General features: G+C 63.5%; 21 protein-coding genes. 5 read left to right on the forward strand and 16 right to left on the reverse strand.

The window, feature by feature from the left end; all coding sequences use genetic code 11:
- Nucleotides 1-49 precede the first annotated feature (49 nt).
- The 5 genes from ACQZAB_RS06115 to ACQZAB_RS06135 form a co-directional block, all read right to left on the reverse strand.
- The gene (locus ACQZAB_RS06115; RefSeq protein ID WP_428388020.1) at nucleotides 50-1654 is read right to left on the reverse strand and encodes a hypothetical protein; all 1605 of its coding nucleotides are present in this window, start codon (nucleotides 1652-1654) and stop codon (nucleotides 50-52) included.
- Between the two features lie 353 nt (nucleotides 1655-2007).
- Nucleotides 2008-3096 carry a substrate-binding domain-containing protein gene (locus ACQZAB_RS06120; protein ID WP_428388021.1) on the reverse strand — a complete coding sequence of 363 codons (1089 nt, stop codon included), beginning with the start codon at nucleotides 3094-3096 and terminating at the stop codon, nucleotides 2008-2010.
- Nucleotides 3093-4073 carry a phosphodiester glycosidase family protein gene (locus ACQZAB_RS06125; RefSeq protein ID WP_428388023.1) on the reverse strand — a complete coding sequence of 327 codons (981 nt, stop codon included), beginning with the start codon at nucleotides 4071-4073 and terminating at the stop codon, nucleotides 3093-3095. Before ACQZAB_RS06125 ends, ACQZAB_RS06120 begins: the two co-directional genes overlap by 4 nt.
- A 98-nt stretch (nucleotides 4074-4171) precedes the next feature.
- Complete coding sequence (locus ACQZAB_RS06130; protein WP_428388025.1) at nucleotides 4172-5155, reverse strand: serine hydrolase; 984 nt, start codon at nucleotides 5153-5155, stop codon at nucleotides 4172-4174.
- A gap of 5 nt (nucleotides 5156-5160) precedes the next feature.
- The gene (locus tag ACQZAB_RS06135) at nucleotides 5161-6444 is read right to left on the reverse strand and encodes an N-acetylmuramoyl-L-alanine amidase family protein (RefSeq protein ID WP_428388027.1); all 1284 of its coding nucleotides are present in this window, start codon (nucleotides 6442-6444) and stop codon (nucleotides 5161-5163) included.
- A gap of 106 nt (nucleotides 6445-6550) precedes the next feature.
- Between ACQZAB_RS06135 and ACQZAB_RS06140 the strand changes: the two genes are divergently transcribed.
- Nucleotides 6551-7936, forward strand: coding sequence for a glycoside hydrolase family 10 protein (locus ACQZAB_RS06140; RefSeq protein ID WP_428388029.1), 1386 nt, complete (start codon nucleotides 6551-6553; stop codon nucleotides 7934-7936).
- 207 nt (nucleotides 7937-8143) lie between these two features.
- On the opposite strand, the gene ACQZAB_RS06145 is transcribed toward ACQZAB_RS06140, so the two are convergent.
- Nucleotides 8144-8638, reverse strand: coding sequence for a GNAT family N-acetyltransferase (locus ACQZAB_RS06145; protein ID WP_428388030.1), 495 nt, complete (start codon nucleotides 8636-8638; stop codon nucleotides 8144-8146).
- A gap of 71 nt (nucleotides 8639-8709) precedes the next feature.
- Nucleotides 8710-10275 carry a glycoside hydrolase family 10 protein gene (locus ACQZAB_RS06150; RefSeq protein WP_428388032.1) on the reverse strand — a complete coding sequence of 522 codons (1566 nt, stop codon included), beginning with the start codon at nucleotides 10273-10275 and terminating at the stop codon, nucleotides 8710-8712.
- A gap of 117 nt (nucleotides 10276-10392) precedes the next feature.
- Between ACQZAB_RS06150 and ACQZAB_RS06155 the strand changes: the two genes are divergently transcribed.
- The gene (locus tag ACQZAB_RS06155) at nucleotides 10393-11775 is read left to right on the forward strand and encodes an MFS transporter (protein ID WP_428388033.1); all 1383 of its coding nucleotides are present in this window, start codon (nucleotides 10393-10395) and stop codon (nucleotides 11773-11775) included.
- Nucleotides 11776-11792: 17 nt separating this feature from the next.
- On the opposite strand, the gene ACQZAB_RS06160 is transcribed toward ACQZAB_RS06155, so the two are convergent.
- Both ACQZAB_RS06160 and ACQZAB_RS06165 read right to left on the reverse strand, forming a co-directional pair.
- Entirely contained in the window at nucleotides 11793-13046 is a 1254-nt protein-coding gene (locus tag ACQZAB_RS06160) for a magnesium transporter (protein WP_428388035.1), read from the reverse strand.
- 85 nt (nucleotides 13047-13131) lie between these two features.
- Nucleotides 13132-13752 carry an SAM-dependent methyltransferase gene (locus ACQZAB_RS06165; protein WP_428388037.1) on the reverse strand — a complete coding sequence of 207 codons (621 nt, stop codon included), beginning with the start codon at nucleotides 13750-13752 and terminating at the stop codon, nucleotides 13132-13134.
- An 18-nt stretch (nucleotides 13753-13770) separates the two neighbouring features.
- Here ACQZAB_RS06165 and ACQZAB_RS06170 point away from each other — a divergent pair, with 18 nt between their 5' ends.
- Nucleotides 13771-14295 (forward strand): topology modulation protein, encoded by a 525-nt coding sequence (locus ACQZAB_RS06170; RefSeq protein ID WP_428388039.1) that lies wholly within the window; start codon nucleotides 13771-13773, stop codon nucleotides 14293-14295.
- A 567-nt stretch (nucleotides 14296-14862) separates the two neighbouring features.
- Here ACQZAB_RS06170 and erpA read toward each other — a convergent pair.
- The 4 genes from erpA to ACQZAB_RS06190 all read right to left on the reverse strand — a co-directional run bounded on the left by erpA (nucleotide 14863) and on the right by ACQZAB_RS06190 (nucleotide 17654).
- The gene (erpA, locus tag ACQZAB_RS06175; RefSeq protein WP_428388041.1) at nucleotides 14863-15195 is read right to left on the reverse strand and encodes an iron-sulfur cluster insertion protein ErpA; all 333 of its coding nucleotides are present in this window, start codon (nucleotides 15193-15195) and stop codon (nucleotides 14863-14865) included.
- A gap of 144 nt (nucleotides 15196-15339) precedes the next feature.
- Nucleotides 15340-15777: a Fe-S cluster assembly scaffold IscU gene (gene iscU / locus ACQZAB_RS06180; RefSeq protein WP_428388043.1), complete on the reverse strand. Its 438-nt coding sequence runs from the start codon at nucleotides 15775-15777 to the stop codon at nucleotides 15340-15342.
- Between the two features lie 80 nt (nucleotides 15778-15857).
- The gene (locus ACQZAB_RS06185) at nucleotides 15858-17078 is read right to left on the reverse strand and encodes an IscS subfamily cysteine desulfurase (RefSeq protein WP_428388045.1); all 1221 of its coding nucleotides are present in this window, start codon (nucleotides 17076-17078) and stop codon (nucleotides 15858-15860) included.
- Nucleotides 17079-17153: 75 nt separating this feature from the next.
- On the reverse strand, nucleotides 17154-17654 hold the full coding sequence (locus tag ACQZAB_RS06190; protein ID WP_428388047.1) for an RrF2 family transcriptional regulator: 501 nt from the start codon (nucleotides 17652-17654) through the stop codon (nucleotides 17154-17156).
- A gap of 210 nt (nucleotides 17655-17864) precedes the next feature.
- Here ACQZAB_RS06190 and ACQZAB_RS06195 point away from each other — a divergent pair, with 210 nt between their 5' ends.
- Nucleotides 17865-18479, forward strand: a complete 615-nt coding sequence (locus tag ACQZAB_RS06195) for an adenylate kinase family protein (RefSeq protein ID WP_428388049.1) — start codon at nucleotides 17865-17867, stop codon at nucleotides 18477-18479.
- Nucleotides 18480-18485: 6 nt separating this feature from the next.
- Here the strand turns inward: ACQZAB_RS06195 and ACQZAB_RS06200 are convergent, their stop codons facing one another.
- From ACQZAB_RS06200 to ACQZAB_RS06210, 3 genes are all read right to left on the reverse strand, one after another.
- The gene (locus tag ACQZAB_RS06200) at nucleotides 18486-19307 is read right to left on the reverse strand and encodes a Bax inhibitor-1/YccA family protein (RefSeq protein ID WP_428388051.1); all 822 of its coding nucleotides are present in this window, start codon (nucleotides 19305-19307) and stop codon (nucleotides 18486-18488) included.
- 107 nt (nucleotides 19308-19414) lie between these two features.
- Nucleotides 19415-20293 carry a response regulator transcription factor gene (locus ACQZAB_RS06205; RefSeq protein ID WP_428388053.1) on the reverse strand — a complete coding sequence of 293 codons (879 nt, stop codon included), beginning with the start codon at nucleotides 20291-20293 and terminating at the stop codon, nucleotides 19415-19417.
- A 232-nt stretch (nucleotides 20294-20525) separates the two neighbouring features.
- Nucleotides 20526-21230, reverse strand: coding sequence for a uracil-DNA glycosylase (locus ACQZAB_RS06210; protein ID WP_428388055.1), 705 nt, complete (start codon nucleotides 21228-21230; stop codon nucleotides 20526-20528).
- Nucleotides 21231-21396: 166 nt separating this feature from the next.
- On the opposite strand from ACQZAB_RS06210, the gene ACQZAB_RS06215 reads away from it, so the two are divergent.
- Nucleotides 21397-22647 carry a M16 family metallopeptidase gene (locus tag ACQZAB_RS06215; protein ID WP_428388057.1) on the forward strand — a complete coding sequence of 417 codons (1251 nt, stop codon included), beginning with the start codon at nucleotides 21397-21399 and terminating at the stop codon, nucleotides 22645-22647.
- Nucleotides 22648-22651 lie beyond the last annotated feature (4 nt).

The following is a 22651-nucleotide window of genomic DNA, read 5'->3' on the forward strand; positions in this document are numbered from 1 at the left end:
GCTCCCCGAGGCGTTTCCGCCTCGGGGAAGCTCAGGCCGATTGATTTGATCAGCGGCGGCGGCCGAGTGCCAGGGTTCCGAGGGCGAGCAGGCTGATGGCTGCGGGCTCGGGGATGGCGGCGGTGCTGCCGAAGTTGGTGGCGAGGAGTGAGAGGTCGATGAGGTCGACCGTGGTGTCGGTGTTGAAGTTGCCGCCTGCCCATCCGGCGGTGTTGCCGAAGTTGGTGGCGAGGGCGGAGAGGTCGATGAGGTCGACGGCGGCGTCGAGGTTGGCGTCGCCGAAGAAGGTGCCGGCGAGGACCGTGACCCATTCGGTGAGGTCATCGGCGTCGATTGTTCCTGAGCCGTCGGTGTCGAAGGTGAGGTCCGAGGAGGCGCCGCGGATGGCGGCGGCGAGGAGGTCGATGTCGGCGGCATCGAGGGTGCCGGAGCCGTCGTAGTCGCCTTCGATGCCGTTGTTGCCGGTGTCGAGGTCGAAGATGTGGAGGATGCCGCGGCCGAATTCGAGGATGGCGAGCGACTGGGTGGCGGGGTCGTAGGCGAAGTCGTAGATGGGGTCCTGTACGCCTGGGGTCAGGTCACCGGCTCCGCCATCGACGAGGAAGTTGAAGGTGATATCGACTTCGTTGCCACTGGGGTCGACGGCCTTCACGGCGTCATCGAAGCCCAGCGGCAGGGGAACAAACTCGTTCGCGCCATTGGGGTCGCGGTAGCGAGAGTTGTAGATGATGACGTCATCGGAGATATCGGCTTCGTCACCGAAGACCATGTATTCGAGGTTCTGTCCGACGAAGAAGTCGCCTTGGGGCTCGTTGAGGTCGATTCGGCTAACGGAGGAGACGGTGCCGGCCGAGTCGCGGACGCCACGGTCGAGGAAGTTGTTGTGGCGGATGTAGATGTCGCCGTTGGGTCCGAAGTCCATTTCGCGGTTGGTTTCGAACACGTCGCCGGGATCGGTGATGGGCGGGTCGCCGGGGAACTGGGCGGGGTCCTGGTTGCCTGCCTGAACGACGCCATCGACGAGGGTGTCGATGAGATCGCCGGTCACGGGATCGTGAAGGCCACGGCCAAGGGCGAAGCCGCTACCGAAGGACAGCCACGCAGCACCGGCTCCCTGTCCCTGGAACCCGGGGTCAAAGGCGACGCCACGGCCGGCCTGTTCATCGCTGCCGGAGCCAACTTGTGTCGGTGTGCCGGCAGAGATGTCCCAGATGCTGAAAGAGGGCGTTGAGAGTCCGACCGGTTCGAAGGCGGCGAGGAGACGGTCGCCTTGAATGTCCAGGTCATTGAAGCCGAGGAATGCACTGGCTTGGGCCTTGCCAAAAGGTGCGCTGAAGGTGCCAGCGGTCAGGCCAGTGGCAGAACCGGCGTTGGTCACTTCGGTAAGCCCGAGGTTGGCGGTGGCGGCACTGCGGCCAGCGTTCTCGATACCGGCGATGAAGGCACGGTTCCCGTCCCAAGCCATGGTGATCGGGCGGCCGATGTAGCTGGCTGGGTCGACGGGAACGAGTCCGATGAAGGGGTTGCCTGAGTCAACGAGTGCGCCAGCGGCGCTGACTTCGATGGCGGCTCGCTGGTTGAAGGTGATCTGTCCGAATGCGGGCGCGGCGATCAGGGTCGCGGCGAGCAGGGTTGCTGTCTGGGTTGCTTTCATCTCTTGCCTCCTGGGAACTAAGGGGTTGTTGGGGTTGGTTGGTTTCATGGTGTTCAAAGCGGTCGGGCGTTTGGGGCCCTTGGTCGTTGATCCAATCTTGTGCTGGTGAGTGCCAGCTCTCTCCGAGACTTATATAAGCTACCAGCGCCTTGGGCTTGATGCCAGAGAAATCGCGTGAGATTCGGGCGATTCCGAGGTCTTTCAAGTCTTATGCTGGCGGGGACTTAGCAACCTCTAAGGATAGCCCGGCTGGGCGTGGGGTCGAGGGAAAGGTGTTGCTGGGGGTGTGGGTGATTCCGGTTCATCCGTCTGGGCAAGCTGGGTAAACCGTGTTCGGGTCGGTTTTTAGTTTCTCAGGCTTTGACGGCGACGGCGGAGTCGCGGGCGATGAGGTGGGTTCGGAGGACGGTGTCGGCGACGGTGGGCATGGCCCCGCCATCGAGGAGCCGGACCATGGTGTCGACGGCGACGCGGCCGAGGTCGACGAGGGGCTGGTGGATGGTGGTGAGTCGTGGGGAGAGGTGTTCGGCGGAGGGTGGGTCGTCGACGGCGACGACGGAGAGGTCTTCGGGGAGGTTGAGGCCGAGTCGTGCGGCGACTTCGTAGATATCGAGGGCGAGGTAGTAGCCGGCGGCGAAGATAGCGGAGGGTCGGTCGGCGGTGTTGAGCATGGCCTGTAGGCGTTCTTTCTCTTCGTTGGAGAGTCGCCAGCTGTCGGCTTCGATGGTGTGTGCGTCCTGGACGGGGATGTCGAGTCGCTGGCAGACTTCTTCGAAGCCGCGGCGGCGGTCGCGGGTGTCGGAGAGGTCGTTGAGCCCGCCTATGTAGGCGATTTTCTGGTGACCGAGGTGGTGGAGATATTCGATGGCCTGTCGGCTGACGTCGTGGTTGTCGATGCCGACGGAGGCGATGGTGGAGACGGAGGACTTGGCTCCGATGACGAGTAGGGGGGTTTTGCCGTCGAGTTCTTCGGAGAGTCGTCGGACCTGGTCTTCCTGGGGGTTGATGAGGAGGAAGCCCTTGCAGTTGGGCGGCTGGCGGGTTCCCCAGGGGAGGATGGTGGGTTCGATGAGGCAGTCGTCGGATCGCTGGCGGATGCCTTCGAGGATCTGTGAGTGGTAGAAGTCGGCGATGGAGGCCTGTTCGTTGAAGAGGACGCCCATGCGTCGGAGTTGTCGGGGTCGGTCCTTGCGGTCGATGACGAAGGTGCCGCGGCCCTGGCGTCGGTCGAGGATGCCGATGGAGACGAGGTCCTGGAGGGCTCGGTGGGCGGTGACGAGGGAGACGGAGAGTTGCTGGCTGAGTTCCTTGGTGGAGGGGATGCGTTCGCCGGCGCGGAAGACGCCTGCGTCGATGGCGGCGATGACGGCTTCTTTGACGGTTTCGTAGAGGGGCCGGCCTTGCTGGGGTTTGACGGGCCTGAGCTGGGGTTCATCGGTCATGGTCCGCCCCCTTCTGTTTGGTTGGTTCTGATGCGGATGCCGAGGTGGTTGGCGACGGGCCGCCAGCCTTTGGCGTCGCTGGGGAGGTTGGTGATGGGGGGCTCTTTGGAGCCGGTCCATGCGGCTCGGTCGAAGTAGAAGGAGGAGGAGCCGCCGCCGTCGAGGTTGATGGCGGCGTGGGCGCCGGCTTCTAGCATGATGTCGGCGAGTTCGGGGAGGGTGACGCCTATGGACCAGCCTTCTCTGCGGCCGTCGATGACGGCGAGGATGAGGGTTTTGGCGTTGGCGTCGATGCCGGCGGCGGTGCGTGGGTGTCGTCGGGTAGGTTGGACGCGTGCGGTCAGGCCGGTGTTGAGGCCGTCTTCGACGAGGAGGGTGCCGAGTTGATCGGCGGCGGTTTCGGATCCGCCTACGCCTGCGACGGCGTCTTCGAAGCGGGGCAGGTCATCGGGTCCGATGCGTCCGACTTTGGGGGTGTTGTCTGGTGTGAAGGCGATGGCGGGGTCGGGACCGGCGTGGGTGGTTCGTGGGGGGGAGACGATGTTGCCGTCGGAGAGTGAGAGGCCGATGAGGTTGGTTCCGCCTTCGGGCAGGAAGCCGTAGAAGTTGGCATTGACGGCGAGGATGGCGTTGTGGTCGATGGCCCACTGGTTGGTGGGGATGTTGGTGGCCTCGGCGGCGGGGTTGCCGGGGTGGTTGTCGGGGAGGGGGCTGGTCACGAAGACGTCGAGGGCGGGGTCGGTGAGGTCGATCCAGGCGAGGTAGCCGCGGATGGGGCCGTCGGCGGTTTGTTGGTCGAAGGGCTCGACGCGGATGGAGGCTGTTTGGGGTTCGGGTGGCTGCGGGGCTGGTGCGGGTTGTGCGTGGGCCTGAGTTTTTGGTGGTTGGGGTTGGGTGTTCTGAAGGGTCTGACAGCCCGTGAGAGCGAGCGCGAGGATCGGCAGGGCGCATCTCAGGATTGTCGGGAGCGTCTTCATCGGTCCACAACCTCTAGCTGGCGGCGGGGCTTAGGGATGCCGTTGCCACCGTGCCAGTCTAGCGATTCCCGGCTGTTTATGGTTCGGTTCTGCGGCGGCTAGAGGTCGAGGGTGCGGTTGTGGATGGCCGTGAAGATCGCTGCGAAGGCCTGTGTGGTGTGGCGGTGGGCCTGGGCGAGGGTGCCCTGGTGGTAGATGCCGAAGACGTAGTCGGTTTGGCGGCTGACATCGTGGATGTAACCGGCTTCGAGGACGGAGCCGGAGCCGGGCCACCAGCCGGGTTTGTTGAGGACGACGAAGGGGGGGTGGCTCGGTAGTGAGGCGGTGACCTGGCCGAGGCCTTCGGCGACGTAGCAGTGGTTGGTGAGGGCGAGCCAGTTGGTCAAGTGATGGAAGTGGGTGGTCTTGCGGATGTCGGGTCCGGCGAGGGTGGCGGCGGCCATGCGGGCGAGGTCGTCGGTGGTGTAGCGGTTGGAAGCGGGGGCGACGGGGCCGGGGCGGGTGGGGTCGTCAGACAGTTCTGCGGTGTAGCTGGGACGCTCGGGGAGCGTGGTGACGAGCTGGCCGTTGGTGTGGGCACGGACCTCGCGGCTGTGGGTGTAGACGGGGCGTTTGAAGTGGCGTCGGACGATGCTGTCGTGAAAGCCCCAGCTTTGCATGGCCTCGTGGGTTTCGCGGGTTCCGACGAGTTCGTGGAGGGTGCAGAAGCCGGTGTTGCTGGAGAGGATGATGGTGGAGCTCATCAGTCGGCGGAGGGTGATGCCGGGGTCGTCGCCTAGTTCGATGACGGTGTCGAGGGTCCAGCCGTGCTTGTCGATGAGTTGGAGGGTGAGGGCAACGGTGGCCCACTTGATGGTGGAGGCGGGGTAGAAGCCGAGGCGGCCGGTGTTGCGCCAGCGTGTGGTGATGAGGCGGCCGGTTTCGGGTTCGATGCGGGCGAGGGTGAGGGCGGAGCCTTCGGGGAGGTTGACGACGTCGTCGATGTTGGTGTCGGCGGGTTCGAGTTCGACGGGCAGGGCGACCTGTGGGAGATTGAGCCAGGGAGCGTCGGGCTGGATGTTGTTGCGAGGGGGTGTGGTCATGTTGATCAGTCGATGCGGCCGAGGTCGTTGTTGTAGCGGGGGCGGCCGATGGGGTTGACGGTGGCGGCGGTTTGGGTGTCGTCGGTGTTGAGTTCGATGGCGTAGCGCTGGGGGTAGTTGTGGTGTTTGTGGTAGTTGGCGTGGTGGACGGTGAGGCGTCGGGGTTGGGCGTCGTTTTCGGGGAGGGCGACGCGGGCGGTGAGGAGGTGGGTTTGGGGGTCGAAGGTGTGGGGGATGGTGACGCCATCGAGGGTGAGTTGGATGGTGGAGGAGACGATTCGTTGACGGTCGGAGCCCCACCAGTCGGGCATGCCGTCGTCGAGAGTGGTGGTGATGACCATTTCGGTGTCTTCGATGGTGGCCTCGGGTGTGGTTTGGGTGGGGCGTCCGCCGTAGGCGTAGTCGACGAGTCCGAGGTAGATGCCGTAGGCGGCTTTGAGGTTGTAGTGGGGGTCTCGGAGCCGTTGTTCTTCGACGGGGTGTGAGAAGAAGGAGAGTTCGAGGAGGATGGCGGGGACGCGGGTGTGTTTGAGGACGCCGAAGCCGGCCGAGTACATGAGCTGATCGGAGAGGAGGGGGGAGGTGAGGCCGACCTCGCTGGTGCGCATGGTGCGGAAGGTGTTGAAGGCGATGTGGCGGGCGATGTCGAGTTCGACTTCGGCGCTGTCGGTGTCGCCGTGGTACCAGATGGAGGTGTAGTTCGCGGTCTCTCGGCTGCTGGCGTTGTAATGGATCGAGATGAAGAGGTCGGCGCCGGTGGTGCCGTCGGGTCGTTCGATGTTGTTGGCCATTTCGGCGCGGAGGCGGAGGGTGGAGCCTCGGGGTGTCATGGTGTCGTCGGCGATGTCGGAGGTTTCGGCTTCACGGGTGAGGTGGACGATGACGCCGGCGTCTTCGAGGAGTTTTCGGAGGAGGTGGGCGGTGCGGAGGTTCATTTCGGCTTCGCGGACGCCGGTGGGTCCTCGTTTGTAGCCTTCCCATGCTGCGGCGCCGCCGTGGCCGGGGTCGAGGACGATGACCATGCCCTCGAGGTATTTCTCGCCTGGGTGTTTGGGGAAGTGGAGGTGTTCTCCATCGGGCGTCCAGTCTTCGCGGTTGTCGAGTCGGGCCATGGCGGCTTCGAGGGTGTCGGGTTCCCAGCCGGGCTCGCCGAACCTGGGCGGCTCGGGCGGCAGTTCGGCGGCGGGTGGGGGCTCGGGCTGGGTTCGGCAGGCGGCGAGCGCTAGGCCGAGGGTGACGGTGCAGATCAGGAGGGCTTGCCAGCGGGCCTGAAGGCGTTGGCGGTGCATGGTGTCATCTCCGGGATTGGGTCTGGGTCTTTCATAAGACCTTGGGTACACTCTACCCGCTTCAGCTTAGCGATCCTTTTCACTTGTTCTTTCGTCGGAGACTGATATGCGAACGATCTTGATGCTGGCCGCGACCTGTTTTCTGGCCTTGCCGGCTCTGGGGCAGCAGGCCGAGCCAGAGGTTCGGGGGACGTGGATGACGACGACGGCGAACGATGCGATCGCGAGCCCTGCGAAGACGGCGGAGAGCATGAAGCGGCTGCGGTCGATCGGGCTCAACACGGTGTATGTCGAGACTTGGAAGAACGGTTACACGCAGTTTCCGTCGGAGGTGCTGTACGAGACGATCGGGGTGGATCGTCGGCCGGCGCTGGTGCCGATGGACCCGAGCGACCCGCCTGAGCGGTATCGGGATGAGGGGCGGGATCTGTTGCAGGAGACGCTGATCGAGGCGCATCGGAATCAGCTGATTTACATCGCCTGGTTTGAGTATGGCTTCATGGCGGCCTTCAAGGACACGGACAACCACCTGCGACGGATGAAGCCGGAATGGCTGACGACGACGATCGATGGCGAACTGGTGTCGGATCAGAATCCGTTTGTGTGGATGAACCCGTTGCATCCGGAGGCGCGTGATTTTCTGATGGGGATCATGCTGGAGGCGGTGGACAAGTACGACCTGGATGGCGTGCAGCTGGACGACCGGATCGCCTGGCCGGTGACGATGGGTTACGACCCGTACACGGTGGCGCAGTACAAGCTGGAGCACAAGGGGGCGGAACCGCCTGCCGATCCTCGGGACCCGGACTGGATTCGTTGGCGTGCGGAGAAGGTGGGCGATTTTGCCGAGCGGTTCTACAAGGAACTGAAAGAGAAGCGTCCGCATCTGATCGTGTCGGTGAGCCCGGCGATCTACGACTGGAGCCTGACGAACTACAGCTGCGACTGGAAGACCTGGTCGCGACGTGGGTGGATGGATGAGTACATCCCGCAGGTCTATCGGTTCAACTACGAGACGTATGCCCGTGACTGGCCGGCGCAGATGGACGCGGCGGGGCCGGATCGATTGCGTGACCTGATCTCGGGCATCCGTGTGGTGGGCGAGGGTGCTGACACGACCTGGCCGGAGATGGTTCAGAAGATCAACCTGCCGAGGGAGACGATGACCGGCGGGCATGTGCACTGGTTTAGCCGGGGTGTGCTGGATGTGTACGAGCAAGAGCTCACGGGTTTTTATGATGTGGCGAATCAGGGGCACTCTCCGCATCCGAAGCTCGGGATGAGCTGGCGCCCGGCGCCGGTCGTGGCGGAGGCTCACGCGGATGACCTGAATGTGTGGACGGTGACCGTGACCGATCCGGGTCAGTACCGGGTGATCGCGCACAACGGCGAGACATGGGAGGTCGTTGAGAGCCGGTTCTTCTATGCGGGCGAGCACACGCTGGAGATCACGGACGCGGCGGCGGTGGAGTTGTTGGTGGATCGGCGGTAGGGGCACTGCCAACTTGGGATCAACCTTTGGCCTTTGGCACAGCCGCGTTGACACGACGCGGCTCGATAGGCTGTTTGGTTGATGAGAGAGTTTCACACCTTGCCCTTCGGGACAAGGTGTGGCACCCGGCAGCTCGGGACCGATGCCCCCGGGCTTCCGCCCGGGGCTCGTTTTCGTTGTGTGGCACCCGAGATGTGTACGCTTGGGTTAAGGCGTTGGTGGGTCGAGTTCGCTGCGGATCTTGTTGCCGTAGACGCCTGGGGAGGAGTCTGGGATGACGGTTGCGTTGCAGTGTTTTTCGTAGAAGCCGGTGGGGCCTGCGCCGCCGATGATGGCGTAGGCGTGGCCTTCGTCCCAGAGGGCTTTGAGGGCGGCGAGGAGCAGTGCCTTCCCGATGCCGCGGCCCTGGGCGGTGTCGAGGACGGCGGTGGGGCCGAAGAAGCCTTTGCGGGTCACGTCGTAGCAGGCGAAGCCGATGACCGCTTCGTTCTCGACGGCGATGAAACAGCTGATGGGTTGGTGGCCGAAAGCGACGTCGCATTCATCGGCCCAGCCGGGGTGGAACTCTTCCTTGGCGAAGCGGAGGACGTGGCGCTTCTCGTGGGCGTTGGCTCTGCGGATCACAACGCCATGCGCGCGGAGATCCTGTAGCAGCTGTTCGTTGCTGGGCAGTTCGTAGAGTTTGACGAGCATGTCGGGCATGGGTTGGATCCGTTGCCCCCGGGCTTCCGCCCGGGGCTCGTTTTACATTGGCTCGTTTTACGTTGTGTGGGTTACTCGGGCAGTTCGAGGATGACTTTGTCGCTGGCGATGCCGAGTTCGTCGACGGTGAAGGCGACGATGGCTTCGACGCCGTGGTCGGCGCCCTGCATGGGTTCGCCTGGGAGGGGCATGACAACGGAGCGGTCTTTGGCGGAGTAGATCTCGTAGTCCCAGACGCCGTTTCGTTTGATCTGAACGGCCCAGACGCGCATGTCGCGGAGTGAGTTGCCGGAGGCGAGGAGGCGGGCGCCATGTCGGTTGATGCCGACAACGCGGACGCTGGGAGCTTCGGGCTTCGAGCCGTCGGAGAGCCAGGGGCTGGGCGGGACGAGGGCGGGCTTGGCGTAGACGCCGGTGCGGGCTTTGTCCTGGAACCCGCCGAGGTTGTTGATGACGGACTTGGCGGAGAAGTGGACGTGGCCGTCGGCTCCATCGATGTGCCGGATCCATTGGATCTGGTAGACGATCTCGTTGTCGTCGTACTGGCGTTCGGTTTTGTAGGTGCCGAGGCCGGGCCAGATGTTGCGGCCTTTGGGGTTCTGCTGGGTCCACCAGGTGAGCAGGGCGGGGAAGGACTGCTGGGGCTTGGCGATCTCCCAGTAGAGTTGCGGGGTGTAGTAGTCGACCCAGCCTTCGACGATCCACTTGCGGGCGTCGGCGTAGAGGCCTTCGTACTGGTTGAAGCCCTGGATCTGTTCGGGGTAACCGGGCTTCCAGATGCCGAAGGGGCTGATGCCGAAACGGACCTTGGGGGCCACTTCCTTGAGTTGGGTGTAGAAGCGTTCGATGAAGTCGTCGACGGCGGCGCGGCGGTAGTCGGCGATGGAGAGTGTGCCGCCTGCGGCTTGGTAGGCGGCGTAGCTGTCGGCATCGGGGAAGTCGACGATGTTGCCTTCGTCATCCCGGATTTGATACGGATAGAAGTAGTCATCGATGTGGATGCCGTCGACGTCGTAGCGGGTGGCGACGTCCATGAAGACGTTGAGGGAGCGCTGCTTGACTTCTTCTTCGGCGGGGTTCATCCAGCGGTGGCTGCCGTATTCGGGCGCTAGGTGGGGGTGGGTGGCGACGATGTGGTCGTCGGAGATTTCGCCGCGATGGGCGGGGTGGTCGGCGCGGTAGGGGTTGAACCAGGCGTGGAGTTCGAGCCCGCGTTTGTGGGCTTCTTCGATGGCGAAGGCGAGGGGGTCGTAGAAGGGCTCGGGGGCTTTGCCCTGCTCGCCGGTGAGGTAGTAGGACCAGGGCTCGTAGCGCGAGGCGTAGAGGGCGTCGGCGTGGGGCCGCACCTGGAGGATGATGGCGTTCATGTTGAGGTCGGCGAAGAGGTCGAACTGTTCGAGGAGTTCGGCCTTCTGCTGGGCGACGGGGAGGCCGGGTTCGGAGGGCCAGTCGATGTTGGCGACGGTGGCGATCCAGACGGCGCGGAACTCGCGTGGGACTTCGGGGACTTCGAGCGTGGCGAGGGCGTCGTTCACGGGCTGGGCCTCGGCTTCGGATTCGACGGCGGAAGGGCTGGAGCAGCCCAGCGGGAGGGCGAGACACATGGCGAGGGCGGCGAGGGTCTTTTTGAGATGCACGGCTGAAACCTCCGGTGAAGTCTTCTAGTACAGGTATAAGACTGATTGAGGATACCAGAGAGCGGGGCTGGCGGTTCGACAAGCCGGTTCGGGCTTTCCATGATGGCGGGTTAGCTGATGCGTTCTTACCTCACGGGTTTTGTGCCGACGGCTCAGCCGCTGATGACGCGGCCGAGTTATTCGCGTGAGTTGATGACGTCGATGACGCTGCCGATCGCGGTGTCGATGGTGGAGGGGGGTGTGGTGGGGATTCTGGCGAAGAAGACGTTTGATGCGCCGTCGCTGGTGTTCGCGGCGATTCAGGCGGCGCCGATGTTTGCGAATCTGACGAGCGTGGGGTGGGCGATGCTGGCTCGGGGCAAGCCGAAGGTGCGTTTCATCACGGGGATGATGATCGCGACGCTGTTGTGTATTGCTGCGATTGCGTTTCTGCCGGTCGGTACGGCGGGGGCGTTGGGGTTGACGGTGCTAGTGATCGCGGCGCGGTGTCTGATGGCGGGGGTAGTGACGCTTCGGAGTGTTGTGTGGCGGAACAACTATCCGCGGCATGTTCGGGCGCAGGTGACGGGGAGGCTGTCGGTGCTGGTGAGTCTGGTGATGGCGACGGCGCCGATGGTGGGGTATGCGTTTCTGGATGCGGATGCGGACAACTTTCGTGTGCTGTATCCGGCGGCGGCGGTGCTGGCGGTTGCGGGGGTGGTGGCGTTTTCGAGGGTGAGGCTGAGGGGCGAGCGTGCGCTGCTGGACTATGAGAACCGGGAGGACTCGGAGCCTCAGCCGAAGGGTGAGACGGCGGCGGTTTATGAGTTTACGCCGGAGACGGCGAAGCGGGATGACACGTTCTGGTCGGTGCTGCGGAATGATCCGGCGTTTCGGGTGTATATGTTCTGGCAGTTCATCGCGGGGCTGTCGATGATGTCGTCCGAGGCGGTGATTGTGTATGTGATCGCTGAGATGACGGCGGGGATGTCGTCTGAGTATGTGTTGTCGGTGTTGTTGTCGACGTCGATCCCGATGATTCTGGCCGTGGTGACGATGCCTTACTGGGCGCGGTATCTGGATTCGGTGCACATCGCGCGATATCGGGCGAGGCAGGGGTGGTTCTGGACGGCGGCGCAGTCGTTGAGCCTACTGGGTGCGGTGTTGGGGTCGCTGGGGTTGATCGCGTTAGCGCGGGTGGTGATCGGGTGTGTGCGTGCGGGCGGGATGCTGGCGTGGAATCTGGGGCACAACGATTTTGCGGATCGGCGGCTGGTGTCGATTTACATGGGGATTCACGTGACGCTGACGGGTGTGCGTGGGGCGACCGCGCCGTTTATTGGGATTCTGCTTTACACGGGCTGGTCGACGATCGAGCTGCCGATGGGGTTGGCGTTTCCCGGCTTTGCGGGTTTGGGGGGCTGGTACTTTCTGATCTCGCTGGTATTGGCGGTGGTTGCGTGGATCGGTTTCGCGCGGATGGCGGCGAAGGTTGGCGACCGGCCGACGGCGAATGACTGAGCTCAGCAGGCGTTGTGTCAGACCACGAACATGGCGGCGAGGAAGAGGAGGAGTCCGAGGGCGGCGATGTCGGTGCAGGTAGTTAGGAAGATGGAGGAGGCGGTGGCGGGGTCGACGCCCAGGCGTTTGAGCATGATGGGGATGAGGGCGCCGCTGAGCCCGCTGAGCAGGCAGCTGCCGATCATCGCACCAAGGACGACGAGTGCGAGGACGATGGGGCTCTGTTCGGCGCCGGCGATGATGGCGTAACCGAGCATCACGAGTCCGGCGATGATGCCGACAAGCAGGCCGTTGAACATGCCGAGGATCATCTCTTTGCGGAGGACCTGGAGGGTCATGCCGGGTTTGAGATCGCCTAGCGTGATCGCGCGAACGACGACGGCGAGGGCCTGGGCGCCGGTGTTGCCGGCCTGACCGGCGAGAACCGGGAGGAAGGCGGCGAGGACAACGACCTGTGCGATGGTTTCTTCGAACAAACCGACGACGGCCCCGGCGATGAAGGCGGTGAGGAGGTTGACCTGCAGCCAGGGGTGGCGGAGTCGGAGGCTGGTCATCAGGCTGGTGGTGAGTTTTTCTTCTTTGCCGACGCCGACGGTCGAGCCGAACTGGGCGGAGATGGCGACCTTCTGGTTTTCGAACATGGCCTGGCCGCGGACTTCGCCTAGGAGGACGCCTTCGTCGGAGACGACGGGGTAGACGGGCAGGTGCATCTTGACCAGCTCGTCGAGGAGGTCGGAGAGCTTGTGGCTGGCTTCGACCTTGAAGGGCTTGCGGATCATGATGCTGGTGACGTCGGCGGCGTGGTCGGCGAAGAGGAGCTCGCGCATGGTGACGACGCCCGTGAGTTTGTCGTGTTCGTCGACGACGTAGGCGTAGGTGATGAAGAACTCTTTGACGAGGTCCTGGAGTTTGGCGAGGGCCTCGGCGATGGCGGTGCCTTCTTTGAAGATGGCGATGGCGGGGCGCATCACGCGGCCGACGGTGCCTTCGTCGAAGGTCAGATTCAGCCGCCACTGTTTGGCGACGGGATCGGGAGCGGCGCGGGCAATGGCGTCGAGGTCGTTGGGGCTGAGTGAGGCGAGGATGGGTGTGGCGACGGAGGGGTTGATGGTCTGGAGGGCCTTGGCTGCGTCGGCGGGGGCTTCGAGGACGAGGAGGCCTGCGCCTTCGCTGGCGGTGACGTGAGCGAGGGTATCGATGAGCTGGTGGACGTTCTGGGGGAAGGCTGCGACCCGTGGGTTGCCGGGCTTGATCTTTGATTCGGGGGGCATGGTGATTCCTCGTGTCGCTGACAGGCCGGGTGCATCATAAGTTGGATTGAACGAGGCACGGGGAAGGACTCGGGGGAGCGAGTGTTTAGGCGGGGGTTTTGAGTCGGTAGGCGGCGAGGAACTCGAGATTTTTGCCTTTGCCGCCTCGGATGGGCGAGGGGATGAGGCCGAGCAGGGTGATGTGGGGCTGGGTCAGCGACTCGGCGACCTCGGTTGAGATCTGTTCGGCGTGGTGGTCTTCAAGGTGGTGTTCGCCTGTCTCGTAGTGGGGTTTGATGAGGGTGATGATGGTGCCGTTGGGGTGGTCGTTGTCGTGCTTGAGCCAGCGGATGGCGGCGGGGAAGGCCTTGGCTTGTTTGGTCCAGCCGAGGTCGATGCAGACGAAGTTGACGCCTGGGAACTCGGTGAGCGCTTTTCTCGGGTCGTTGTTGGGGTCGAGGTGGAGGGCGTTGGTTCGTTCGAGAACGGTGACGCGCTCGTCCTGACGGAGTTTCCAGGCGAGCTCGCCGTAGGCGGTGTCGACGGCGTAGACGCGGCTGGCTCCGTGTTGGAGGAGGCAGTCGGTGAACCCGCCGGTGGAGCAGCCGAGGTCGGCGCAGGCGAGGTGGCTGACATCAATCTGGAAGTGATGGAGGGCGGCGTGGAGTTTGGCGCCGGCACGGGAGGCGTACCCCCCCGCGTTGCTTTGGTCTATTGGGTTGGTCACTTCTTTATGATGACCTAGATGAAGCGATTCTGCGTGGTTGGTCCTTGCGGGGCGGGGAAGAGTGTGATGGCGCGTCGGCTGGGGGCGCGGCTGGGGCTGCCGGTGTGTCATATCGACACGTTGTTCTGGAAACCGGGTTGGGTGGAGCGGTCGAACGAGGAGCTGGCTGGGTTGCTGGAGCCGGTGGTGGCGGGGGAGCGGTGGGTGATCGACGGGAACTTTGCGGCGACGCTGGGGATACGGCTGGCGCGGGCGGACACGGTGGTGTGGCTGGATTATCCGGCGCGGGTGTATCGGTGGCGGGTATTGAAGCGTCAGGTGACGGGTCGTTGGCGGGGGCGGCCGGACATGGCGGCGGGGTGTCGGGAGAGTTTTGACCTGGAGTTTCTGAGGTACGCGTGGGATTTCGAGCGGACGGGGCGGCCGGCGTTGGTGGCGGCGTTGGAGGGGCGGTCGGCGGGGGTGGAGTTGGTGCGGTTGCGGACGGTTGGGGAGGGGGAGGGGTGGTTGGAGCGTGCGAGTGAGTATTCAGACAAGCAATGATGGATCAGGGATGGCAGTTGATTGCGTTGAGATAAGGAGTTTGACATGGTAATGCGATGGGCGTTCTGGGGGGGATTGTTGTTACTGATATCGTTCTGGATATCGCTTAGCGGTGATATCGGGATGTATGTTGATCTGCCAACTATCATTTACTTGCTCGTATTCGTCGTGATCTACGCTGCATCACACCATAAGTTTTCTTCGGTCTTTCGCTCTACATATGCCTGTCTTGGGGGTAAGCACCAGATCGAGCATGATGAGCTGGTTTACGCACAGAGGGTTTTCTGCAGCGCACGGAGAGGTGCCTGGATTGGCGGTGTACTGTGGTCGGTCACAGGCATGATTGCTGTCCTAAGCCACCTTACTGAGGCCGGGTCTGTTGCCTTAGCAGTCGCACACAGTCTATTGGGTGTTTTTTATGCGCTCCTGCTGGCGGAGTTGGTGCTTGCGCCCCTAGAAAGAAATTTTGAGGATCGACTTTCGCATGCTGCGTCATCGATTCAGTCATAATCAATTAAAAACCCCGCCGAGGTGGCGGGGTTCGTGGGGCTTGGTTGTTGCTCTGGATCAGGCCGAGAAGCTGGACCCACAACCGCAGGAGCTCGTGGCGTTGGGGTTGTTGAAGACGAAGCCTCGGCCCATGACTTCGTCTTTGAAGTCGATGGAGACGCCGTTGAGGTAGAGGTAGGACTTGGGGTCGCAGACGACCTTGACGCCGTGCTGTTCGAAGACCTCGTCGGTGTCGCGTTGGGACTCGGTGAGGTCGAGGAGGTAGGAGAAGCCGGAGCAGCCACCGCCTTTGACGCCGACGCGGAGCCGGACCTTTTCGGCGTCGAGTTCCTGCTGATCGATGATCGTCTTGATCTCACGGGCTGCGGTTTCGCTGATCGTCACTGCCATCTCTGTCTGTCCTTATCAAGCCGGCGTCGCCGGTCGGTCTTCTGGGTGTGAGCCCCGGTGTACGGATCGGGCTCTGGTTGGATCGGGGGTCTTGAGCCTGATCTTCAGACTCAACTGCCGGATTATACCCTAAACGGGTGAGTGTCAAGCCGAGGCGGGGGCCTTGGCTTCCTCGTGGTCATGGTCGTGATCGTGGGCCAGGCCGTTTTTTTCCTCGTAGTCGTGGATGGCGGCCCGGATGGCGTCCTCGGCGAGGACGGAGCAGTGGATCTTGACCGGCGGGAGGCTGAGCTCTTCGACGATCTGGGTGTTCTTGATCTGCTCGGCCTCGTGGACGGTCTTGCCCTTGAGCCACTCGGTGGCGAGGGAGGAGGAGGCGATGGCGGAACCGCAGCCGAAGGTCTTGAACTTGGCGTCTTCGATGACGCCGGTGTCCGGGTTGACCTCGATCTGGAGGCGCATCACGTCGCCACACTCGGGGGCTCCGACGACGCCGGTGCCGACGGTTTTCTTGTCTTTGTCGAGCGATCCGACGTTGCGGGGGTGCTCGTAGTGGTCGATGACTTTTTCGCTGTAGGCCATGGTTTGGCTCCTTCTTCTTTATCTTTTCCTGGGTTTAACGCTGGTGGTCCCGGTGTTCATTCCAATGGGTCGTTGGTTGGTTAGTGGGCGCCCCACTGGACGGTGGAGAGGTCGATGCCTTCCTTGACCATGTCGTAGAGGGGGCTCATGGCGAGGAGGTGGTCGACGCTCTTGACCATCTTCTCGATGACGTAGTCGACTTCTTCTTCGGTGTTGAAGCGTCCTAGTCCGAAGCGGATGGAGCTGTGGGCGAGTTCGTCGCCGGCTCCGAGGGCCTTGAGGACGTAGCTGGGCTCGAGGGACGCTGAGGTGCAGGCCGAGCCGGAGCTGACGGCGATTTCCTTGACGGCCATCATCAGCGACTCGCCTTCGACGTAGGGGAAGCTGATGTTGGCGGTGTGGGGGAGCCGACGGGTCTTGTGGCCGTTGAGGACGGCGGTATCGAGTCGGCTGGTGATGCCGTCGACCAGGCGGTCGCGGAGGGCGGAGAGCCGTTTGGCTTCGTCTTCCATCTCGTTCTGGCAGATCTCGCAGGCGGCACCGAGTCCGACGATGCCGGTGACGTTGAGGGTGCCGGAGCGCATGCCTCGTTCGTGGCCGCCGCCATCGATGAGCGGGGCGAGGCGGACGCGTGGCTTGCGGCGTCGGACGTAGAGGAAGCCGGCGCCCTTGGGGCCGTACATCTTGTGGGCGGTGGCGGAGAGGAGGTCGATGCCTGCGGCTTCGACGTCGGTGGGCATCTTGCCGACCCACTGGGTGGCGTCGGTGTGGAGGAGGATGCCCTTTTCTTTACAGATCGCGCCCATTTCGGGGATTTCGTTGACGGTGCCGACCTCGTTGTTGGCCCACATGACCGAGACGAGGATGGTGTCTTCGCGGATGGCTTCGCGGACCTGTTCGGCGTAGATGACGCCGTCTTCGTTGGGTTCGAGGAAGGTGACGTCGTAGCCTTCACGCTGGAGGCGTTTGCAGGGGTCGAGGACGGCCTTGTGCTCGTGGACGGCTGAGATGATGTGCTTGCCTTTGGAGGCGTACATCTCGGCGACGCCTTTGATGGCAAGGTTGTTGGACTCGGTGGCGCCGGAGGTCCAGATGATTTCCTTGGGATTGGCGCCGATGAGGCTGGCGACCTGGTGTCGTGCCTTGTCGACGCCGTCTTCGGCGGCCCAGCCGAAGCTGTGGTTTCGGCTGGAGGCGTTGCCGAAGTGCTCGGTGAAGTAGGGCATCATGGCCTCGAGGACGCGGGGGTCCATCGGGGTCGTGGCGTTGTGGTCCATGTAGATGGGGAGTTTGACGCTCATGGTTTTGGGTTGCCTGTCTTTCCTGTTCAAGCGGTGTTTAGGGTTTGGTTTCTCGGTTGATGGATCCTACGCCTGCTAATCGCTGGCGTGGGGTTGTTTGGAAGAACTCGTGGCGCTGAGGGTCACGAGTTCGCTTTCGACGGCTGTCGTGTGCTCGGGTTCGATGAGGTCCTGGAGGGAGACGCTCTGGAAGAAGCCCTGGAGCCGTTTGTCGAGGGTGCGCATGGGGCCCTGGACGGGGCATGCGTTGCTGATGCGGCAGGGGGCGGTTTCGGGGTCTTCCTTGCGGCAGCAATCGACGAGGTGGATGGGGCCTTCGAGGGCGACGAAGACTTCGAGAAGGTTGATGGCGGCGGGCTCGCGGGCGAGCTCGTAGCCGCCTCGGGCTCCTCGGGTGGAGGCGACGATGCCGGCGGAGGCGAGGTCCTTAAAGACGTTCATCAGCAGGGCCAAGGGCAGCTCGAACGCTGAGGCGACCTGGCGGGCGCTGGCGGGGCCGCTCTGGTCGTGCCAGCGCAGGCCGAGGTAGGAGAGGGCAACGAGTGCGTAATCGGACTTTTTGGTCAGGCTAAGCATGGGTGGTTCACGGGCTACCGGTCTGTTGTGTTATCGATGCAATACTAGTACCGATTTAGTGCCCATTCAACCGCCCCAATAAGGGCTGCGGTGACTTTCCGGCGGCTGGGGTCGATCGATTGTGTCAGTCTCGTTAGATTAGGTCTCTCCGATCCGAACACCAGACCCGCGGCTCCTCAGAGTTGCGATTGCAGGAAGGCTCAGCATCACATGTCGCGCTACAAGACCATGCTTCTTTTCGGGGCTCCCGGGGCCGGCAAAGGCACTCAGGGCGCGATTCTGGGTCGGATTCCCGGTTTCTATCACTGCTCGTGTGGCGATGTGTTCCGTTCGATCGATGTCCATTCCGATCTGGGCAAGGTGTTTTATGAGTACTCGTCGCGGGGCTCGCTGGTGCCGGACGAGATCACGGTGAAGATGTGGGCCAAGGTGATCAAGGCGCACACGGTGCTGAGTCAGTTCAAGCCGCACTTCGACTTGCTGGTGCTTGATGGCATTCCCCGGACGCTGGAGCAGGCCAAGCTGATGGACGAGCACATCGAGGTGCTGAAGGTGATCCACCTGGTGTGTGAGGATGAGAAGGAGATGTTCGCGCGGCTGCGGAAGCGGGCGTTGAAGGACAACCGGCACGACGACGCCGACGAGAAGGTGATTCGTCGCCGGTGGAGTGTTTACGAGGCGGAGACCGCGCCGGTGCTGAGTCATTACGACGACGACCAGATTGTGAGGATCGATTCGCTGGGCTCGCCGGCGGGGATCCTGCACGACATTCTCGAAGTTGCTGAGCCGCTGCAGCAGGCGCACTTCGAGGCGTTCGACGGCTGATCGGCTCTAGCGGCTTCGGAGCTTGCCGAGCAGGCGGAGGATCTCGAGGTAGAGCCAGATCAGCGTGACCATGAGGCCGAAGGCGGCGTACCACTCGGCCCACTTGGGCATTCCTTCTGCGGCGCCGCGCTCGATGAAGTCGAAGTCGAGGAGGAGACTGAAGGCGGCGACGCCGACGATCACAACGCTGATGCCGATACCGATGGGGGTGCTTTCGTGAAGGAAGGGCATTTCTCCGCCGAAGAGGCGCATCGCGAAGGCAATCAGGTAGACGACCATGATCGCGCCGACGGCGGTGGTGATAACGGCTCGTAGTGCTGCGGTCACACGGATGATGCGGAAGGCGTAGAGTGCGGCCATGGTTGCGGCCACGGCGACCGTCAGCATCACTGCCTGGAAGACGATGCTCTGCCCCAGATCGTAGTTTTGTGCCTGTTGCGAGAAAGCCACTTCGTAGAAGGCTGAGATACCGCCCAGGAAGAGGCCCTGAAGGATGGCGTAGATGGGCGCTGTCACGGGTGCGAAGCGGGGCATGAAGCAGGTGGTGATGCCGACGATGAGCGCGCCGATGGCGCCGCCGAAGGTCCAGAGGTTGGCGCTGGCCGATCCGGCCATGGCCATGTTCCAGGTCACGCTGGCGGCGATCATGACGAGGCCGAACATCGAGAGTGTCTTGAGGGACGCGCCCATGATGGTCATGGTTTCGGTCGAGCGGGCGGTGGGTGCTTCGGGCGAGGGCTCGGAGGGTGAGCGGAGGACGTCGTCGGCTTGGCTGCGGATCCGGTCCATGGCGGTGTCGCCGAAGGCTGGGTTGCTGCTGCGGATCATGGGTTGCTCCCGAAAGTTGATGGGAAGGTGGGGGGGCTCATGCGTTTGACAGCATAAGCCTTGCTTGCTGGCTGCGAAAACAGGGTGCGTTCCGGGTCAGGCCGGGCTTAGAGACGGCGGCCTGACAGCCAGGCGGGCTGGAAGGCCGGGGTGCTGGCCATGTGGTAGGCGTTGAGTCCCACCAGGCTGGCCGGCTTCTGGATGAAGAGGCTCAGCAGTTCGGCGCGAGAGTTGACCTGGAACTGTTCGTGCAGTCGTTTGACGTGGTTGTGGACGGTGTGGGGGCTGACTTCGATGGCGGCGGCGACTTCTTTTTCGCAGAGGCCGTCGAGGAGCATACCGAGCACTTCCTGTTGCCTGGGTGTGAGGCTCTGGATGCGTTCATCCATGGGGGATTCGAGTTGTTCGACCATGAGCCCGCCGAAGCTGGCGAGGAGCAGCCGGAGGCAGGTGGAGGATCCCTGTCGGAGCGAGGGGCCGTCGGCTGCGCCATACGTTCCGGCAAAGAGGAGCATGCTGCGATCGCGGCTGCGGACCCAACCGACGGCGCAGTCGGCTAGGCCGATGGAGGTGAGCAGGTCACGCCGGTAATCCTGCCGATGCCAGGCGTCGGCGAAGTCGCGATCGGCGTGGAGGGCGACGACGGGTCGGCGGCTGGAGCGCAGACCGGGGAAGAGCGGGTGCCGGGTGAGGGTGCCGAGGTCCTGGGCCATGCGTTTGGCCTGGGCGGGCATGGGGTCTTCGCCGGCGAGGGTGTGCTGGACGACGCGGCTGGGCCCCATCTGTCCGAGCGCGACGAGGCTGAGCGTGGCGAGCACGCCGCCGGTGGCCTCCAGGACCGCGGTGGCGAGTTCGTGGATCAGTTGTTCGGGCTGTTGGGCGTGGGTGGAGCAGCGCTCCATGACCGCGGCCAGATCGAGGGCTTCTTCGGCGGTGAGCACCGGTTCCTGGAAGAGTTGTGAACTGAGGTCTTGTGCCATGCTCATATCGGCCCCCTTTCAGAGGAAGCGCCGTGGACCCAACCTGCGTCGGACACGACGCTGAATCTGAAGATATCAGTCTGCGGGTTGTTCCCAGACACAAACAGGGCTAAATCTCTGAAATACCGCGAGATAAAGCGATTGTTTGAACGATATGAACGAAATTGGTTGTTTTCTGGTGGGTAGCTAGAAGCGGTCTCGTGGCCTTGGCGGCCGGGGGGGGCTGGCCGGCAGCGTGCTAAAGGTTTTCCAGAGCGTGACGTCTGGCGTTTACGAAGACGGCGAGGAGCATGTCGTGGGTCAGCCGGCCGGTGAAGGTGTTCTGCTGGCTCGGGTGATAGCTGGCTAACACAACCGGTCCGTTGTTGTCGAGAGCATGGATCGCGGCGTGTTTGAAGGGGGCGTCGCGTTTGCGTTCAAGCCAGGTGCGATCGATGGCTTCCTGCAGGAAGGCGTCGTGGGCGATCTTGCCGAGGGTGACCACGGCTCTGAGGTTGGGCATGGCGTCGATGGTGTGGCTGAGGAAGGGGCGGCAGTTGGCGAGTTCTTCGCGGGTGGGTTTGTTACCGGGTGGGGCGCAGTGGCCGGCGGCGGTGATGACGCAGTGGTGGAGGATGAGGCCGTCGTTGAGGTCGGTTGACTCTGGCTGGGAGGCGAGCCCCGCCTGGTGCATGGCTCGGAAGAGGAAGTCGCCGGAGCGGTCACCGGTGAACATCCGGCCGGTGCGGTTGGCTCCGTGCGCGCCGGGTGCGAGGCCGACCACGAGCAGGCTGGCGCTGGCGGGATTGGCGGCGATGAGGTTGGGAACGGGTTTCGACCAATAGGCGTCGTCCCGATAGGCGGCTCGTTTCTGGATGCCGACCTGGTCCAGGTAGGTCACGAGGCGGGGGCATTGGCGGCAGGCGGTGATCTGCTGGTTGAGCTGTTCGAGGGTGTGTGCCATCGGGACGGTTGTACCGGATGGATGGGCAGGCTGGGCGTTGCAAGCGTTGTGGTCTTTGTTAATGATCTGGGCAGGGCTTCTGAGCGACACTCGGAGCCGTGCCTCTGATCTCAGGCGATGTGTGTTAACAGACAAATGCTGGCGTCGGGCTGGTTATAGTCCTGTCATGTCGCATATTCAGACGCACAGGCTTGCCAACGGGTTGACCGTGATTTTTGAACCGATGACCGGTGTGGAGTCGGCGGCTTTGACGCTGCTGGTTCCCGCGGGGATCGCCGCAGAACCCGAAGACCGGCAGGGGGTCGCGGGGCTGTTGACGGAGATGATCTGCCGGGGGGCGGGCGGTTTGTCGAGCCGTGAGCACGTGGCCATGCTCGACCGTTTAGGCGTCCAGCGGAGCACGAGTGCCTCGATCCGTCAGATGCGTGTCGGGGCGACGGTGGTCGCGGATCGGCTGTCTGAGGCGATCCCGCCGGTGCTGGACATGGTGCTCCGTCCCAATCTCGATGAGGCTGAGCTGGAACCCAGCCGGCAGCTGGCGATCCAGACGATCGATGGTTTGAAGGATGATCCGCAGCATCGGGTGATGCTTGAGCTGAGGCGTCTGCAGTTCCCGGAGCCGTTGGGTCGTTCGCCGCACGGGCGGCGTGAGGATCTTGAAGCGATCACGCCCGATGATTTGCGGGCCTTTTGGTCGAGCCGTTGTTTGCCGGATGGTGCGGTCCTGGCGGTGGCGGGGAAGATCGAGCCGGAGGCGTTGCTGGCTCAGATCGAGGGATTGACGGCCGATTGGCAGGGCGGCGCGGAGCCGACGCCGATCACCGCTGCACCCGATCCGCAGGCGCATCACAGCCGGGAGGAGACGGCGCAGGTTCATATCGCTATCGGTCTGGAGGCCGTGCCCGAGGGTCATCCGGATAGCTGGTCGCAGCGGCTGGCGGTGGCCACGTTGTCGGGCGGGATGTCGGCCCGGCTGTTTACGGAGGTTCGCGAGAAGCGTGGTCTGTGTTACTCGGTGTATGCCAGTTATGCGGGATCGCGAGATTTCGGTGCGGTGCTTGCCTACGCAGGGACGACTCCCGAGCGTGCCCCCGAGACGATGGAGGTGCTCAGCCAGGAGCTGGTGCGGGTTCATGAGGGGGTCGAGGCCGGGGAGTTCGCGCGGGCCAAGACCGGCATGAAGGCGCGTGTCGTGATGTCGGGTGAATCGACCGGAGCTCGTGCGGCGGCGCTGGCTTCGGATCACGTGGTGCTGGGTGCGGCCCGGTCGTTGGAGGAGATTGGCGAGCAGATCGACGCGGTGACGCTGGACGGGCTGAATCGGTTTCTTGCGGAGAACGCCCCGGGCCCGCAGCGGATCGCGACGATCGGGCCCGAGCCGATCCCGGCGCCCGCGACGGCTGCCCTGAGTTCCTGAGTCA

Source organism: Mucisphaera sp., assembly GCF_965279675.1.
Classification (GTDB): domain Bacteria; phylum Planctomycetota; class Phycisphaerae; order Phycisphaerales; family Phycisphaeraceae; genus Mucisphaera.

What these genes read in the sequence shown, in the direction of transcription:
- ACQZAB_RS06115 (WP_428388020.1), bottom strand. Translation starts at nt 1,654, where the DNA reads ATGAAAGCAACCCAGACAGCAACCCTGCTCGCCGCGACCCTGATCGCC.
- ACQZAB_RS06120 (WP_428388021.1), bottom strand. Translation starts at nt 3,096, where the DNA reads ATGACCGATGAACCCCAGCTCAGGCCCGTCAAACCCCAGCAAGGCCGG.
- ACQZAB_RS06125 (WP_428388023.1), bottom strand. Translation starts at nt 4,073, where the DNA reads ATGAAGACGCTCCCGACAATCCTGAGATGCGCCCTGCCGATCCTCGCG.
- ACQZAB_RS06130 (WP_428388025.1), bottom strand. Translation starts at nt 5,155, where the DNA reads ATGACCACACCCCCTCGCAACAACATCCAGCCCGACGCTCCCTGGCTC.
- ACQZAB_RS06135 (WP_428388027.1), bottom strand. Translation starts at nt 6,444, where the DNA reads ATGCACCGCCAACGCCTTCAGGCCCGCTGGCAAGCCCTCCTGATCTGC.
- ACQZAB_RS06140 (WP_428388029.1), top strand. Translation starts at nt 6,551, where the DNA reads ATGCGAACGATCTTGATGCTGGCCGCGACCTGTTTTCTGGCCTTGCCG.
- ACQZAB_RS06145 (WP_428388030.1), bottom strand. Translation starts at nt 8,638, where the DNA reads ATGCCCGACATGCTCGTCAAACTCTACGAACTGCCCAGCAACGAACAG.
- ACQZAB_RS06155 (WP_428388033.1), top strand. Translation starts at nt 10,393, where the DNA reads ATGCGTTCTTACCTCACGGGTTTTGTGCCGACGGCTCAGCCGCTGATG.
- ACQZAB_RS06160 (WP_428388035.1), bottom strand. Translation starts at nt 13,046, where the DNA reads ATGCCCCCCGAATCAAAGATCAAGCCCGGCAACCCACGGGTCGCAGCC.
- ACQZAB_RS06170 (WP_428388039.1), top strand. Translation starts at nt 13,771, where the DNA reads ATGAAGCGATTCTGCGTGGTTGGTCCTTGCGGGGCGGGGAAGAGTGTG.
- erpA (WP_428388041.1), bottom strand. Translation starts at nt 15,195, where the DNA reads ATGGCAGTGACGATCAGCGAAACCGCAGCCCGTGAGATCAAGACGATC.
- iscU (WP_428388043.1), bottom strand. Translation starts at nt 15,777, where the DNA reads ATGGCCTACAGCGAAAAAGTCATCGACCACTACGAGCACCCCCGCAAC.
- ACQZAB_RS06185 (WP_428388045.1), bottom strand. Translation starts at nt 17,078, where the DNA reads ATGAGCGTCAAACTCCCCATCTACATGGACCACAACGCCACGACCCCG.
- ACQZAB_RS06190 (WP_428388047.1), bottom strand. Translation starts at nt 17,654, where the DNA reads ATGCTTAGCCTGACCAAAAAGTCCGATTACGCACTCGTTGCCCTCTCC.
- ACQZAB_RS06195 (WP_428388049.1), top strand. Translation starts at nt 17,865, where the DNA reads ATGTCGCGCTACAAGACCATGCTTCTTTTCGGGGCTCCCGGGGCCGGC.
- ACQZAB_RS06200 (WP_428388051.1), bottom strand. Translation starts at nt 19,307, where the DNA reads ATGATCCGCAGCAGCAACCCAGCCTTCGGCGACACCGCCATGGACCGG.
- ACQZAB_RS06205 (WP_428388053.1), bottom strand. Translation starts at nt 20,293, where the DNA reads ATGAGCATGGCACAAGACCTCAGTTCACAACTCTTCCAGGAACCGGTG.
- ACQZAB_RS06210 (WP_428388055.1), bottom strand. Translation starts at nt 21,230, where the DNA reads ATGGCACACACCCTCGAACAGCTCAACCAGCAGATCACCGCCTGCCGC.
- ACQZAB_RS06215 (WP_428388057.1), top strand. Translation starts at nt 21,397, where the DNA reads ATGTCGCATATTCAGACGCACAGGCTTGCCAACGGGTTGACCGTGATT.